11 protein-coding genes are annotated in these 15,019 nt (G+C 63.8%); 4 read left to right on the top strand and 7 right to left on the bottom strand.

The window, feature by feature from the left end; genetic code table 11:
- Positions 1-167: 167 nt before the first annotated feature.
- Positions 168-317, bottom strand: a complete 150-nt coding sequence (locus IEG05_RS14585) for a hypothetical protein (RefSeq protein ID WP_167362145.1) — start codon at positions 315-317, stop codon at positions 168-170.
- Positions 317-496, bottom strand: coding sequence for a hypothetical protein (locus IEG05_RS14580; RefSeq protein WP_044315206.1), 180 nt, complete (start codon positions 494-496; stop codon positions 317-319). Before IEG05_RS14580 ends, IEG05_RS14585 begins: the two co-directional genes overlap by 1 nt.
- A 238-nt stretch (positions 497-734) precedes the next feature.
- Between IEG05_RS14580 and IEG05_RS14575 the strand changes: the two genes are divergently transcribed.
- The gene (locus tag IEG05_RS14575; protein WP_046620019.1) at positions 735-1,550 is read left to right on the top strand and encodes a DUF1206 domain-containing protein; all 816 of its coding nucleotides are present in this window, start codon (positions 735-737) and stop codon (positions 1,548-1,550) included.
- A 125-nt stretch (positions 1,551-1,675) separates the two neighbouring features.
- On the opposite strand, the gene putP (IEG05_RS14570) is transcribed toward IEG05_RS14575, so the two are convergent.
- Complete coding sequence (gene putP, locus IEG05_RS14570) at positions 1,676-3,160, bottom strand: sodium/proline symporter PutP (protein ID WP_191122300.1); 1,485 nt, start codon at positions 3,158-3,160, stop codon at positions 1,676-1,678.
- 200 nt (positions 3,161-3,360) lie between these two features.
- Positions 3,361-5,409 carry a TonB-dependent receptor gene (locus IEG05_RS14565; protein WP_191122299.1) on the bottom strand — a complete coding sequence of 683 codons (2,049 nt, stop codon included), beginning with the start codon at positions 5,407-5,409 and terminating at the stop codon, positions 3,361-3,363.
- Positions 5,410-5,636: 227 nt separating this feature from the next.
- On the opposite strand from IEG05_RS14565, the gene IEG05_RS14560 reads away from it, so the two are divergent.
- Positions 5,637-5,861 carry a DUF3203 family protein gene (locus tag IEG05_RS14560; protein ID WP_014819536.1) on the top strand — a complete coding sequence of 75 codons (225 nt, stop codon included), beginning with the start codon at positions 5,637-5,639 and terminating at the stop codon, positions 5,859-5,861.
- Between the two features lie 131 nt (positions 5,862-5,992).
- Here IEG05_RS14560 and putP (IEG05_RS14555) read toward each other — a convergent pair whose 3' ends face one another.
- The 3 genes from putP (IEG05_RS14555) to IEG05_RS14545 all read right to left on the bottom strand — a co-directional run bounded on the left by putP (IEG05_RS14555) (position 5,993) and on the right by IEG05_RS14545 (position 11,903).
- Entirely contained in the window at positions 5,993-7,477 is a 1,485-nt protein-coding gene (gene putP, locus IEG05_RS14555; RefSeq protein WP_191122298.1) for a sodium/proline symporter PutP, read from the bottom strand.
- A gap of 245 nt (positions 7,478-7,722) precedes the next feature.
- Positions 7,723-10,884: a bifunctional proline dehydrogenase/L-glutamate gamma-semialdehyde dehydrogenase PutA gene (putA, locus tag IEG05_RS14550; RefSeq protein ID WP_046620863.1), complete on the bottom strand. Its 3,162-nt coding sequence runs from the start codon at positions 10,882-10,884 to the stop codon at positions 7,723-7,725.
- A gap of 263 nt (positions 10,885-11,147) precedes the next feature.
- Entirely contained in the window at positions 11,148-11,903 is a 756-nt protein-coding gene (locus IEG05_RS14545) for an AraC family transcriptional regulator (RefSeq protein ID WP_046620958.1), read from the bottom strand.
- Between the two features lie 125 nt (positions 11,904-12,028).
- Between IEG05_RS14545 and lon the strand changes: the two genes are divergently transcribed.
- The gene (gene lon / locus IEG05_RS14540) at positions 12,029-14,416 is read left to right on the top strand and encodes an endopeptidase La (protein WP_046620865.1); all 2,388 of its coding nucleotides are present in this window, start codon (positions 12,029-12,031) and stop codon (positions 14,414-14,416) included.
- A gap of 145 nt (positions 14,417-14,561) precedes the next feature.
- Positions 14,562-14,963: a protease inhibitor I42 family protein gene (locus IEG05_RS14535; protein ID WP_023443953.1), complete on the top strand. Its 402-nt coding sequence runs from the start codon at positions 14,562-14,564 to the stop codon at positions 14,961-14,963.
- Positions 14,964-15,019 lie beyond the last annotated feature (56 nt).

Below are 15,019 nucleotides of genomic sequence, written 5' to 3'. Positions count from 1 at the left end.
TATAACTGAACAGCTCGTTTTGTTTGAGGTCGAGTCCACGCATCGGCTTGGGCTGGCTTCGGCAGAAGAGGATGGCCGCCATTTTGCCAGAGCCACGCGGGCTCTGGCTTTTTTCAACGGCCTGCTAGTCGGCCTTGCCTGAGCGTGACCAGCCGGCGCCTGGCGCCTCAGCAGTTACCCTTCTTGGCCTGACCTGGTGGGCAATGCGGAGGCCCGCCGCCGCCATCACCGATATCGATGCCGATGCCCGGTAGACGCAGGCTGCATCCGGACATCAGGAGGGCTGCCAGTACGACTACAAGAAGACGAGCGCTCATCAGCAGTTTCCTTTCATCCGATGTCCCGGCGGACAGAACCCGCCACCATGACCGTGACCACCGATGTCCAGCCGTACCGCATCGGCATCGCCAACCCGCGCATGTACACCTGGGGCATTGATGCTGCATCCGGCCAAGCCGAGCGCCATGCCGAGCAATACCACCTTCCAGTAATTCATCGAGATACTCCTTGATCCTCCGTAGTCGCAAGGCCGTCCCGCCCCAGGACGCCCGAACGCTACTGGGCGAGGAATCAGACCTTCGCCGTTTCGTCCCGTTCCTTCGTCGGTATTAATTCTTTTCGCCGCCCAAAGGCAGGTGTACGCGACCAGTTCGAGCGAACCGAACGGGCTGCAACCGCGTCCCAACTATGACGACACTGTCTCGGATGATCTCAATTTCGGAGCGAAAGCGAATATGAACGTGACACGTGGAGTGGTCTGGCTGGCACGCAGCGGCTACGCGGCGCGGGGCGTGGTGTACGTCATCGTCGGCTTTTTTGCGATCATGGCGGCACTCGGTTCCGGCGAAACGGTCGACACTCGCGGCGCAGTTCAGCAACTGCTCGGCCAGCCATTCGGGGCAATACTGCTCTGGCTGGTGGTAATCGGCCTGCTCGCGCACGTGGCGTGGCGGCTGACGCAGGGCATCGGTGATACCGATCGGCACGGCCATGACGCCAAGGGTCTGCTGATCCGCACGGGGTTGGTGAGCAGTGGCGTGGTCAACTTGCTGCTTGCACTGTTCACGCTGAGCATGCTGGTGAGCGGGCTGGACCGCTTCTCCGAAGGCGGCGGCGGTTCCGGAGGCGAAAGCACCGACAGCCTCATGCGTTTTCTTGGCCTGAAGCACTCTCACTGGCTGATATGGGCGATTGCGCTGATTCCACTTGGAGTCGCCATTGCGCATCTGATCAAGGCATGGCGTGCGCATTTCGAGCGCTACTTCCAGTGCGATGAACGCACCATGCATCTGGTGCGCCCCGTTTCCAGTGTTGGGCTGGCTGCACGTGGCTGTTCCTTTCTGATAATCGCCGGGCTGTTGTTCATGGGCGGTAGCCGCTACGAGCCCACCGATCCACCGGGCCTCAAGGAAGCGCTCGAAGCGCTTCAGGGCATGCCTGCGGGTGGCGCGCTGCTGTTGGCAATCGGGGTCGGCCTGCTGGCCTTCGCTGTATACAGCTTCGCCGAAGCACGCTGGCGGCGGATCGATTTGTCGGAAGTGACGAATTGAAGCCTGGACAGCCTCGACGGAGAGGCCGGGCAGTGGCAAATATCGATATGGGGCGGAACGGTTAGAACCGGGATACCGGATCCAACCGCAGGTCGAGCAGCCATGCTCGACCTGCGCTGTGCAGATCAGCCGGCGTGGTAGTCCGCGTCGGCTTCTTCGAAGCGCTTGACGATACTTGGGACGGGTTCGGCGCCCATCTTGCTCACGACATAGATGGCGATGCTGGCGAAGATGAAGCCCGGGATGATTTCGTACAGGCCCAGACCGATGAACTCCTTCCACACCACCACGGTGACCGCACCGACCAGCATGCCAACCAAGGCACCGTTACGGGTCATGCGCTTCCACAGCAGCGAGATCAGCACCACCGGCCCGAACGCCGCGCCGAAGCCCGCCCAGGCGTAGGACACGAGGCCCAGCACCTTGCTGTCGGGGTTGGAGGCGATGCCGATGGCGATCAGTGCGATCAACAGCACCATGCCGCGGCCGACCCAGACCAGTTCGGTCTGCGAGGCATTTTTGCGCAGCATCGCCTTGTAGAAGTCCTGGGTCAGCGCGCTGGAGCTGACCAGCAGCTGGGCACTGAGGGTACTCATCACCGCCGCCAGCACGCCGGAGAGGATGATGCCCGCAACCCAGGGGTTGAACAGGATCTTCACCAGCTCCATGAATACCCGCTCGCCGTTCTGGCTGACCGCACCGGCCTGCTCCGGATGATCAGCGAAGTAGGCGGTGCCGAGGAAGCCCACCGCGACCGCGCCGGCCAGGGTCAGGATCATCCAGGTCATGCCGATGCGGCGGGCATTGGGGATGGTCTTGATCGAGTCGGCCGCCATGAAGCGCACCAGGATATGCGGCTGGCCAAAGTAACCCAGGCCCCACGCCAGCAGCGAAATGATGGCGACGAAGGACAGCCCGCGGAACATGTCGAAGTTGGCCGGGTTCTGCGCTTCGATAGTGGCCATCGCGGTGCCCATGTCGCCGAGGGCGAGAATGACGAACACCGGGGTGACCAGCAGCGCGAAGATCATCAGCGTGGCCTGTACGGTGTCGGTCCAGCTCACCGCGAGGAAGCCGCCGATGAACACGTAGAGAATGGTCGCCGCTGCACCGACCCATAGTGCGTATTCGTACGGCATGCCAAAGGTGGACTCGAACAGGCGCGCACCGGCAACCACGCCTGAGGCGCAGTAGATGGTGAAGAACACCAGGATCACCAGCGCGGAGAAGATCCGCAGCATGCGGCTCTCGTCTTCGAAGCGGTGCGAGAAGTAGTCCGGCAGGGTCAGGGCGTTGTGGTTGTGCTCGGTGTGCACGCGCAGGCGCCCGGCGACGAACAGCCAGTTCAGCCAGGCGCCGACGATCAGGCCAATGGCGATCCAGCTTTCCGACAGGCCGGCGACGAAGATCGCGCCGGGAAGGCCCATCAGCAGCCAGCCGCTCATGTCTGAGGCACCGGCCGACAGCGCCGTGACGAAGCTGCCGAGGCTGCGACCGCCGAGGATGTAGTCGGAGAAGTTCTTGGTAGCGCGGTAGGCAATGAAGCCGATCAGGATCATCGCCGCAATGTAGATCACGAAGGTGATCAGAGTGGGAGTGCTGACGTTCATGGGACTTGTTTTCCTTGTTGGTCCTGACGTTCCGCCACAGCCCGGGATGCGACCGGCACCCGCAACGGAGCAATCGAGGGGCGCAAGGATAGCGCGTCATCCGCCTACTTGCGCGTGACCGCGAGGTTTTGCCTGCCGGAATGAACGAGGGCCGGCAGTAGCTGCCGGCCCTCGTCAGTGCTGCAAGGCAATTGTCCGCCTCAGAACGCCAGGCGCATGCCTACGGTCAGGTTACGTCCGGGCAGCAACACGTCGTCCTTGATGAAGGACGTGTGCTGGCGGGCCTTCTCATCCAGCAGGTTATTGGCCTTGAGGTAGAGCAGGTAGTCGGTCTGGTTCAGCGAGCCGCTGTAACCCAGGCTGGCACCGAGCATGTTGTAGCCACCGGTTTCGCTTTCGTAATCGGCCAGCTCGTCCTGACGCTGCACGCGATAGAACTCCAGCTGACCGTTGAGCGCCGGGGTGAAGCTCTGGTCCACCCGAACACCCAGGCGATCGGCGGGGATACGCGGCAGGTCGCCGCCGCCGTCGCGCAGCTTGCCACGCACGTGGTCGCCGAAGAGGGTGAAGGCGGTGGCGTCGGTGACCTGGAAGCGCACCTCCCCTTCCGCCCCGGTGAGCACGGCGTCCTGCTGGCGGTATTCGATCTCGCGGTAGCCGCCACCGATGTCGTTACCGGTGTCGGCGGCATAGATGAAGTCATCCACCTCGTTGCGGAAGACGCTCAGGCTGAAGGTCGTGCGGCCGGCGAACTTGCGCAGGGTGATCTCGGCGTTATGCGAGGTTTCCTCCTCCAGGTCGACATTACCCAGCTCGACGGTGCGGGTCGCGGCATGCGGGCCGTTGGCGTAAAGCTCTTCGGCGCTGGGCAGGCGTTGCGAGCGCGTCAGCGAGAAGCCCAACGAGTACTGCGGAGCGAAGGTCCAGACCGCACCGGCGGACATCGAGGTGCCGCTGTGATCGGTATCCTGGCGGCCATCGGCATCGATGTCCTGCCATTCGTGACGCAGGCCGAGTTCATAGCGCCAGGCGCCGGCGGTATATTCCTCGAGCAGGAACAGGCCGTGATTGCGCGTCAGCGTCTGCGGCACGTAGGCCTCCTCGCCGAGGGCTTCGAAGTCACGCCGCAGGGTCTGTGCGCCGAGCACGCCGCGCCAGCCGAACAGCGGCTGATGGGTCAGTTCCAGGCGGGCGTCGGTGGCGTCATTGTTGAAGCGGGTGCCCACTTCACCGCCTTCGATTTCCTTGTGCTGATAGTCGCTGTGGCCGATGCGCAGCCGTGCCAGCTCGAAGCCCGGCAGCGGATCGCTCAGCTCGCCACGCAGATCCCAGCGCTTCTGGCGCATGTCGACATAAGGCACGCTGCCATGCTCGTCATGATCATGGTCGTCGTCATCGTCGTCATCGTCGTGATCGTCGTGATCGTCGTGATCATCATGGGCACCGCAGTGCCAGTCGCTGCCGTGGGTATGGCAATCGGCGTGCTCATGGGCCAGCAGCCCGTAGCGATTGTTCTGCTCACCGTAGGCGGCGCCGATGTAACCGCGCTCGCCGATGAAGCTGGCGCCGAGATTGAAGCTGTCGGTGTCGTTGTAGGAACCTTCCTGCTTGTCCGGCGAACCGGGGATTTCATAAGGGGCGGCCTGGCGTTTGGTGCCCTCGGCGCGGACAGCGAAGTTGCCGCTGCCAGCAGTGATACCGGACACCCCGGCACCTTCGTTGGCGACGCTGTTGGCGCGTAGCTCCAGCTCGCCTTCGTAGCCCTTCTCTGGCACGCGGGTGGGTATCTTCTTGTCGATCACGTTGACTACCCCGCCGATGGCGCCGCCACCGTAGAGCAGGGTCGCCGGCCCCTTGAGCACCTCGATGCGCTCGGCCAGTAACGGCTCGCTAGTCACCGCGTGGTCGGGGCTGATGGTTGAGGCGTCGAGCAACTCCACGCCATCGCTCAGCACCTTGACCCGAGCGCCATCCAACCCGCGGATCACCGGGCGCGCCGCACCGGCGCCAAAGCTGCTGGAGCGCACGCCAGGCAGGCTTTCCAGGGTTTCACCCAGCGTTGCCTCGCGACGCAGCACCAGTTCATCTCCCTCCATCACGGCAGCCGGCGTGGTCATCTCATGGCTCTGCTTGGCCAGGCCGCTGGCGCTGACCACGACGGATTGCAGTTCGACCGGCTCGGCGGCCCAGGCAGCCGGAACCAGGGTCAGGCTGATCGCCCAGGCCAGGGGATGACGCTTCAGTTTCATGTGACTCTCCAGACAATGGCGGTTGCCTTCCGAGGCAACCGAAGACGGCTGTGCGCCGGCATCCGGTAGCGGAACCAGCTTCGCGGGGCGAGAATCTAACATGTTATATCGTAACATTTAACCCTGTTTTTCCAGTAACAGGTACAACCGATGCACCCTGTTCGTGGTCGATATGGAAACGCCGGGCGAACCGCGCGCGGCTTTTGCACCGCTTCGGGAGAGAGATCATGACCGTAGACATCGACACCACCACCGGCACCTGCGCCGTGGTCATCAACGGCAACACGCACCGCAGCGCCCTGATGGACGTGCGCATCACCACCGATCCCCAGGCACGCATGTCGGTGATGAATATCGACGGCACCAGCATCCACGTGCCGGAAGACGAAGCCGAACACCTGATTGCCGCGGGTGCAGTGGACGACCGATCCAATCTGGTAGCGGACGACTGAATCTGCGACAGAAACGCAAAACCCCGGCTAGCCGGGGTTTTTTGCAGGTTATTTAAAGCGAGATCCGCTGCAGCAACCGACTGTGGGAGCGCGCCCCCGCTTCGCGCCGCGGCGACACTCCGACAGTAGCCTTAGCCGGCGTGGTAATCCGCGTCAGCTTCCTCGAAGCGCTTGATGATGGTCGGGGCCGGCGCGGCGCTCATTTTGCTCACCACATAGATGGCGAGGCTGGCGAGGATGAAGCCGGGGATGATTTCGTACAGGCCCAGACCGATGAACTCCTTCCACACCACCACGGTGACGGCACCGACCAGCATCCCGGCTAGAGCACCGTTGCGGGTCATGCGCTTCCACAGCAGCGAGATCAACACCACCGGACCGAACGCCGCGCCGAAACCCGCCCAAGCGTAGGACACGAGGCCCAGCACCTTGCTGTCGGGGTTGGAGGCGATGCCGATGGCGATCAGTGCGATCAACAGCACCATGCCGCGGCCGACCCAGACCAGTTCGGTCTGCGAGGCATTTTTGCGCAGCATCGCCTTGTAGAAGTCCTGGGTCAGCGCGCTGGAGCTGACCAGCAGCTGGGCACTGAGGGTACTCATCACCGCCGCCAGCACGCCGGAGAGGATGATGCCCGCAACCCAGGGGTTGAACAGGATCTTCACCAGCTCCATGAATACCCGCTCGCCGTTCTGGCTGACCGCACCGGCCTGCTCCGGATGATCAGCGAAGTAGGCGGTGCCGAGGAAGCCCACCGCGACCGCGCCGGCCAGGGTCAGGATCATCCAGGTCATGCCGATGCGGCGGGCATTGGGGATGGTCTTGATCGAGTCGGCCGCCATGAAGCGCACCAGGATATGCGGCTGGCCAAAGTAACCCAGGCCCCACGCCAGCAGCGAGATGATGGCGACGAAGGACAGCCCGCGGAACATGTCGAAGTTGGCCGGGTTCTGCGCTTCGATAGTGGCCATCGCGGTGCCCATGTCGCCCAGGGCGAGGATGACGAACACCGGGGTGATCAGCAGCGCGAAGATCATCAGCGTGGCCTGCACGGTATCGGTCCAGCTCACTGCGAGGAATCCACCGATAAACACATAGAGGATGGTCGCCGCGGCGCCGATCCACAGTGCGTACTCGTACGGCACGCCGAAGCTACTCTCGAACAGCCGTGCGCCGGCGACCACGCCCGAGGCGCAGTAGATGGTGAAGAACACCAGGATCACCAGCGCGGAGAAGATCCGCAGCATGCGACTCTCGTCCTCGAAGCGATGGGAGAAGTAATCCGGCAGCGTCAGGGCGTTGTGGTTGTGCTCGGTATGCACACGCAACCGTCCGGCGACGAACAGCCAGTTCAGCCAGGCGCCAACGATCAGGCCGATGGCGATCCAGCTTTCCGACAGACCGGCGACGAAGATCGCACCGGGCAAGCCCATCAGCAGCCAGCCGCTCATGTCGGAGGCACCGGCCGACAGCGCAGTGACGAAGCTGCCGAGGCTGCGACCGCCGAGGATGTAGTCGTCGAAGTTCTTGGTGGCGCGGTAAGCGACGAAACCGATCAGGATCATCGCCGCGATGTAGATCAGAAAGGTGATCAGCGTGGGTGTACTGATGCTCATGTGTGTCCCTCGTTAGTTGTTGTTCGGCGCAACGCGAGCGGACCCACGCTGCACCTTGGCAGAGGGCGATAGCGAAAAGGCCATCACCTGTGACAGGCCCAACCCGGGCCCGTCAGTGGCGGAAGAGCGTCCGCCAACTGTCCAATTGTTGTTGTGTTCCGGCCGCCTGAGCGGCCGGGAGGTTTAGCGTGATGCGCCAGGTGAATGACCAAGGCCATTCACTCGGTGGTACAGCGTGAATGCGTTCAGTCGTCTCCGAGCGACAGCAGCGAGGCGTTGCCGCCCACCGCGGTGGTGTTGGTGGAGGTGGTCCGCTCGTTGGCGAAGCGCAGCACATAGCTGGGGCCGCCCGCCTTCGGACCGGTGCCGGACAGGCCACAGCCGCCGAACGGCTGCACGCCGACCACGGCACCAATCTGGTTGCGATTGACGTAGAGGTTGCCGACCCGCGCCAGTTGCTCGATGCGTTCGGCGGTTTCCTCGTTGCGGCTGTGCACGCCGAGGGTCAGGCCGTAGCCGGTGCCGTTGATCGCCGCGACGACCTTTTCCAGGTCCGCCGCGTCGTAGCGCACCACGTGCAGCACCGGGCCGAAATGTTCCTTCTTCAGCTGGTGTATGCCGTCGATCTCGAAGGCCACCGGCGCCACGAAGTGACCGTTCAGGCCAGCCGGCAATGTCGCCTCGGCGATCAGGCGCCCTTCGCTCTTGAGCTGCTGGATATGCGCCAGCAGGCCTTCGCGGGCTTCTTGGTCGATCACCGGACCGATGTCGTTCTCGCGCAGATGGGTCGGGCCAACTCTGAGCTCGGCCATGGCGCCTTTGAGCAACTCGATCACACGATCGGCGATATCACGCTGCACATAGAGCACGCGCAACGCAGAGCAACGCTGGCCGGCGCTGGTGAAGGCGGAACCGACGGCATCCTTGATCACCTGCTCGGGCAGCGCCGTGGAGTCGACGATCATCGCGTTTTGCCCGCCGGTTTCGGCGATCAGCGTGGCGATCGGGCCTTCCTTCTCGGCCAGCTGACGATTGATGATGCGCGCCGTGTCGGTCGAACCGGTGAAGCACACGCCGACCACCCGCGGATCGCGACAAAACACGCCGCCCAGGGTAGCGCCATCGCCTGGCAGGAAGGCAATTGCCTCTTTCGGCAGGCCGGCTTCGAACATCAGTTCAAGCGCACGCGCCGCGATGAGGCTGGTCTGCTCGGCCGGCTTGGCCAGCACGGTGTTGCCGGCCACCAGTGCCGCGGTGATCTGGCCGAGATAGATCGCCAGCGGGAAGTTCCACGGACTGACGCAGACAAACACGCCGCGGCCTTCATGGAACAGCTCGTTACGCTCGCCGGTGGGGCCTTTCAACTCTTCGCGACCGAGCTTCTGCCGCGCCTGCTGAGCGTAGTAACGGCAGAAATCCACCGCCTCGCGTACTTCGTCGATACCATCCTGCAGCGACTTGCCGGCTTCCACGGTACACAGGGCCATCAGCTCGGCGCGGTGCTGCTCCAGCAGATCGCCCAGGCGCTCCAGCACGGCGGCACGGGCTTCCACCGGCGTGGCATTCCAGGTGGGCCAGTAAGCCGCCAGGCGATCGACGGCCTGGCGCGCCTGCTCGGCGCTGGCGAACTGGGCCTGGCCGACGACCTTGTTCAAATCATAGGGGCAGCGCACGTCGGACGGCGTTCCGGCGAGCCTCTGCCCGCTGATGACCGGCGCCGCCTGCCACTGGCGCTCGAGGAAAGGTTGGTAGGCGCTGGCCAGGTCGTTCCATTGGTTCTGGATATTCATGTTGATCCCTTGGGAGTTCTTGCGATTGCCGAACAGCGCCGGCGGCAGCGGAATGCGCGGGTTGCCCGGTGCAGCGAACTTGCGCAGCTGGCTCACCGGGTGATCGATCAGCGATTCGACCGGCACGCGCGGGTCAACCAGCTGGTGGACGAACGACGAGTTGGCACCGTTCTCCAGCAGGCGACGCACCAGATAGGGCAGCAGGTCCTTGTGCGCACCAACCGGGGCGTAGATCCGTACGTTGCGGGCGTACTTTTCGATCACCGTGTCGTACAGCGCATCGCCCATGCCGTGCAGGCGCTGGAACTCGAACTCGCGCGGCTGTGAGATTTCCTCGGCCATGGCCAGAATGCAGCTGACGGTGTGCGCGTTGTGGCTGGCGAACTGCGGGTAGATCACCCCACGGGTGTGCTCGGACAACAGGTAGCGCGCGCAGGCGAGGTAGGAGGTGTCAGTGCCTTCCTTGCGCGTGTAGACGGGGTAGCCGTCCAGGCCCTGAACCTGGCACTGCTTGATCTCACTGTCCCAGTAGGCGCCCTTTACCAGCCGCAGCGGAATGCGTTCGCCAAGCTCACGACCGAGCAGCGTCAGCCAGACCAGCACCGGCAGGCAGCGTTTGGAATAAGCCTGGATGACCAGGCCAAACTCACCCCAGCCGGCGATAGCCGGGTCGCGCAGGAGCTTTTCGTACAGTTCCAGCGACAGCTCGAGGCGGTCGGCCTCCTCGGCATCGATGGTGATCCCGACATTGCGCTGACGCGCCAGCACGGCCAGTTCGCGCACACTGGCGAACAGCTCGGTGAGCACGCGCTCGCGCTGGGCGACTTCGTAGCGCGGATGCAGTGCCGACAACTTGATCGACACCGACGGACGCGGGCCCTTGCCGACCTGCGGCTCGGCGCCGACGGTCTCCACGGCCTGACGGTAGTCGGCCATGTACTTGGCGGCGTCTTCGGCAGTCAGTGCCGCCTCACCGAGCATGTCGAAGGAATAAGTGTAGCCCTTCTCGCGCTCGGGACGGCCGTTCTTCAGCGCTTCGGCGATGGTGCGGCCAAGCACGAACTGCTTGCCCATCAGCTTCATCGCCTGGTTCATTGCGCTGCGGATCACCGGCTCGCCGGAGCGCTTGAGCAGACGACCGATGACGTTCTTCGGACGGCCATCGGCGGTTTCCGGATCGACCACCTTGCCGGTCATCACCAGCCCCCAGGCGGCGAAGTTGACCAGCACGTTGTCGCTCTGGCCGAGGTGGCGTTCCCATTCGGCGGCGTTGAGCTTGTCGCGGATCAGCGCGTCAGCCGTGGCGGCATCCGGCACCCGCAGCAGCGCTTCGGCCAGGCACATCAGCATCAGCCCTTCCTGGGTGTCCAGGCTGTACTGGCGCAGCAGCGCATCGAGGGTATCGACGGCATTCTCACGCCCGCGCACCGCCTCGATCAGGCTGCGCGCGCGCTCGCGAATGGCGGCAATGCCCGCCTCGCCGGGATCGGCAAGCTGCAGCAGTTCGGTGAGATATTGCGCCTCGTCAACGGCGTAATTGGCGCTGATGGCGGGAAAGAATTCCGCGGCTTTCTGGTTGGCGAAGGCGCCTTCCAGCACGTGACCGGCCTTGAACATGCGCCGCTCCTCTTGTGATTGTGTCTGCTTATAGGTCTAGTCCACGGCCAGGCTGATGGTGCAGCACAAGACGAAGAGCCAGGTCGGGAGACGGAATGTAGGGTCTGCAAGACGAGCCGTTCTTGCGCAAAACTACGGAAGTTTTACGAAAAACTACGAAAGCTGGACGCGGAAACGCGGCCGTAATGAAAGCGCACCAGGATGGCGCAGGAATATACCCCTGGTAGCTGAAGAGCCCGAAAACAGGGCGCTCAGAAGAAAGCTCAGGAGTCCGACTTGCGCAATCCGCGAGGGGTCAGACCGAGGTAGCGGCGGGTCGCCGTGGTCAATGCGCTCTGGCTGGAGAAACCGCACTCCTCGGCAATCCGCACCAGTGGCAGCGGCGTTTCGCGCAGCAGACGGGCGGCACGATCGAGGCGGGTCTTGAGCAGGTACTGGTGCGGCGTGAGGCCGACGCAATCCTTGAACTGGGCGTGGAAGTGACTGGGGCTGAGGCAGACGACCTGCGCCAGCTCGGCGACGGTGATGCGGCGCGCCAGGTTGTCCTGAATATGGCTGTCCAGCCGCTGCAGATCCAGCGGCCCGGTCGGGCGTTGCACGGACTCGCCGAACAGTCGCAAGTGCAACGCCCGCAACAACACGCCGCCCAGCGCCCGGGCCAGTAGCGGATCGCTGCCGTAGCGCGCCAGCTCGGCGCCGGCGTAGGCCAGCAGATTCTGGAAGTCGGCATCCAGTGCCGGATAGCGCGGCGCCTCGAACAGCCGGGCGAGCAGCTCCGGGTCCTCGGTGCCAATATCCTGCTCGTCGAGATCGATGATCAGCATGCGGTTGTCGCCCATGCCGGCGAAACCATGATCGGCATCACCCGGCACCAGACAGGCGCGCATCCGGCAGACTTCGCCACCGGAGCCATTGACCTCGAATTCCGCGCGCCCAGAAAGCGACATCACCAACTGGTGATAGTCGTGGGCGTGCTGGTGAGTCTGGTCATCCAGGCGAAGCAGACGGGCGTTGAGCATGATGGGCACCTGTGCGTGCAAGCACTGTACCGAAGCCGGCATGAAGTGCCCACCCCCACGCAACGGGATTGAAATCATCTGCGCCACCACCCATCTAAGGTGCACGTATTCGCAACGGGTGCCGCATGAACGACGACGTCAATCAGGATCATATCGAGCAGGAAATCATCTCCTCCAACGGTCTCGTACTGCCCGATCAACAGCAGCCGGACAAGCTCTACATCATCCCGGTGCACAACCGGCCGTTCTTCCCGGCGCAGGTGTTGCCGGTGATCGTCAACGAAGACCCGTGGGCCGAAACCCTGGATCGCGTGGCCAAGACGCCGCACCAGCGCGTGGCACTGTTCTTCGTTGACTCGCCGGTACTGGACATGGCCACCTTCGACCCGGACAGCCTGCCGGAGCACGGCACCATGGTCCGCGTACATCACGCCTCGCAGGAGGGCGGCAAGCTGCAGTTCGTCGCCCAGGGCCTGGCGCGGGTGCGCATCCGCGGCTGGTTGCGGCGCAAACCACCGTATCTGGTGGAAGTCGATTACCCGAAAAGCGATGACGACCCGCGCGACGAGGTGAAGGCCTACGGCATGGCACTGATCAACGCGATCAAGGAACTGCTGCCGCTCAACCCGCTGTATAGCGAGGAGTTGAAGAACTACCTTAATCGCTTCAGCCCCAACGACCCGTCGCCGCTGTCGGACTTCGCCGCCGCGCTGACCACCGCGCCTGGCGCGGAGCTGCAGGAAGTGCTGGATACCGTGCCAGTGCTCAAGCGCATGGAGAAGGTGTTGCCGCTGCTGCGCAAGGAAGTGGAAGTCGCCAGGCTGCAGAAGGAACTGACCGGCGAGGTCAACCGCAAGATCGGCGAGCGCCAGCGCGAGTTCTTCCTCAAGGAACAGCTGAAGATCATCCAGCGCGAGCTGGGTATAACCAAGGACGACAAGAGCGCCGACGCCGACGAGTTCCGCGCCCGCCTTGACGGCAAGGTGGTGCCACCCGCCGCGCAGAAGCGAATCGACGAGGAACTGAACAAGCTGTCGATCCTCGAGACCGGCTCACCGGAATATGCCGTCACCCGCAACTACCTGGACTGGGCCACCGCCCTGCCCTGGGGCGTGTTCGGCCAGGACAAGCTCGACCTCAAACGCGCGCGCAAGGTGCTGGACAAGCATCACGCCGGCCTCGACGACATCAAGAACCGCATCCTCGAATTTCTCGCCGTCGGTGCCTTCAAGGGCGAAATTTCCGGCTCCATCGTCCTGCTGGTCGGCCCACCGGGCGTGGGCAAGACCAGCATCGGCAAGTCCATCGCCGAATCCCTCGGCCGGCCGTTCTATCGTTTCAGCGTCGGCGGCATGCGCGACGAAGCGGAGATCAAGGGTCACCGTCGTACCTACATCGGCGCCCTGCCCGGCAAGCTGGTGCAGGCGCTCAAGGATGTCGAGGTGATGAACCCGGTGATCATGCTCGACGAGATCGACAAGCTCAGCAGCAGCTACCAGGGCGATCCGGCCTCCGCGCTGCTGGAGACGCTGGACCCGGAACAGAACGTCGAATTCCTCGATCATTACCTGGACCTGCGCCTGGACCTGTCCAAGGTGCTGTTCGTCTGCACGGCAAACACCCTGGACTCGATTCCCGGCCCGCTGCTCGACCGCATGGAGGTGATCCGCCTGTCCGGCTACATCGCCGAGGAGAAGCTGGCCATCGCCAAACGTCACCTGTGGCCCAAGCTGCTGAACAAGACTGGCGTGCCCAAGCAGCGCCTCGCCATCAGCGACAGCGCCATGAAAGCGGTGATCGAAGGCTATGCCCGTGAAGCTGGTGTGCGTCAGCTGGAGAAGCAGCTGGGCAAGCTGGTGCGCAAGGCAGTGGTGCAGTTGCTGGAAGACCCCCAAGCGGTGCTGAAGATCACGCCGAAGGATCTGGAAAGCTACCTCGGCAAACCGGTGTTTCGCAGCGAACAGGTGCTATCCGGCGTCGGCGTGATCACAGGCCTCGCCTGGACCAGCATGGGCGGCGCCACCCTGCCGATCGAGGCCACGCGCATCCACACGCTGAACCGCGGCTTCAAGCTCACCGGCAAGCTCGGTGACGTGATGAAGGAATCGGCGGAGATCGCCTACAGCTACATCAGCTCGAACCTGAAAACCTTCAAGGGCGACCCGGAGTTCTTCGACCAGGCCTTCGTGCACCTGCACGTACCGGAAGGCGCGACGCCCAAGGACGGCCCCAGCGCCGGCATCACCATGGCCAGCGCGCTGCTCTCGCTGGCGCGCAACCAGCCGCCGAAGAAAGGCGTGGCCATGACCGGCGAGCTGACGCTGACCGGTCACGTATTGCCGATCGGCGGAGTGCGCGAGAAGGTGATCGCGGCGCGGCGGCAGAAGATCTTCGAGCTGATCCTGCCGGAAGCCAACCGCGGCGACTTCGAAGAGTTGCCTGACTACCTCAAGGAAGGTATGACCGTGCATTTCGCCAAGCGCTTCGCTGATGTGGCCAAGGTGCTGTTCTGACGCGGGAGGAGCTGCAGACCAGCTGAGTCGAAGGGTGGAAGTCGCGCTGCACTTCCACCCCCGGACCGGCGCAGACGGAGTACCCGCCTGCGACCAGGCTCTTTTGGGCTATCCTTCCCAACTCATTTTCCGACCGGTGCCGATCATGCCTTTCGACATCCCTCGTCTGTTGCTGCCCGCCAGCGTCGCCCTGCTCGCCGCCTGCGCAAGCAACGACAAGGCGCCCTCCAGCGTCGTGCTCAGCGACGACAACCGCTGCCCGCAAACGCTGCAGAGCGGCCAGCAACTCATCGTCAGCCTGCCGAGCAACCCGACCACCGGCTATCGCTGGATTCTGCACGAAGCAGCCGCGGAGCAATTGCGCAGCCTCGGCCCCGAGGTGTTCAGCAATCCGAAGGCCGACATGATCGGCGGGGATGGCCTGTCGACCTGGCGCTTCGAGGCACAGGAGTCCGGCAGCGGCAGGCTGTACCTTACCTATCAACGTCCGTGGGAGGCCGACGCCGAGCCAGCGGGCATGTTCGATTGCCGTATCGAGGTACGCTGAGTCGGGCGGAGCCCGCGGCGAGCGTGGTTTCGGCTACAATGCCGCCCCGTTTTCAC

Origin of the sequence: Stutzerimonas kunmingensis, from assembly GCF_014764705.1 — a bacterium.
Classification (GTDB): Bacteria; Pseudomonadota; Gammaproteobacteria; order Pseudomonadales; family Pseudomonadaceae; genus Stutzerimonas.
Note: the sequence above shows the minus strand (reverse complement) of the source record. Positions and strands in the feature narration are given on the sequence as shown.

Coding starts and splice junctions, on each gene's coding strand:
- IEG05_RS14585 (WP_167362145.1), bottom strand. CDS start 317: ATGAGCGCTCGTCTTCTTGTAGTCGTACTGGCAGCCCTCCTGATGTCC.
- IEG05_RS14580 (WP_044315206.1), bottom strand. CDS start 496: ATGAATTACTGGAAGGTGGTATTGCTCGGCATGGCGCTCGGCTTGGCC.
- IEG05_RS14575 (WP_046620019.1), top strand. CDS start 735: ATGAACGTGACACGTGGAGTGGTCTGGCTGGCACGCAGCGGCTACGCG.
- putP (WP_191122300.1), bottom strand. CDS start 3,160: ATGAACGTCAGCACTCCCACTCTGATCACCTTCGTGATCTACATTGCG.
- IEG05_RS14565 (WP_191122299.1), bottom strand. CDS start 5,409: ATGAAACTGAAGCGTCATCCCCTGGCCTGGGCGATCAGCCTGACCCTG.
- IEG05_RS14560 (WP_014819536.1), top strand. CDS start 5,637: ATGACCGTAGACATCGACACCACCACCGGCACCTGCGCCGTGGTCATC.
- putP (WP_191122298.1), bottom strand. CDS start 7,477: ATGAGCATCAGTACACCCACGCTGATCACCTTTCTGATCTACATCGCG.
- putA (WP_046620863.1), bottom strand. CDS start 10,884: ATGTTCAAGGCCGGTCACGTGCTGGAAGGCGCCTTCGCCAACCAGAAA.
- IEG05_RS14545 (WP_046620958.1), bottom strand. CDS start 11,903: ATGCTCAACGCCCGTCTGCTTCGCCTGGATGACCAGACTCACCAGCAC.
- lon (WP_046620865.1), top strand. CDS start 12,029: ATGAACGACGACGTCAATCAGGATCATATCGAGCAGGAAATCATCTCC.
- IEG05_RS14535 (WP_023443953.1), top strand. CDS start 14,562: ATGCCTTTCGACATCCCTCGTCTGTTGCTGCCCGCCAGCGTCGCCCTG.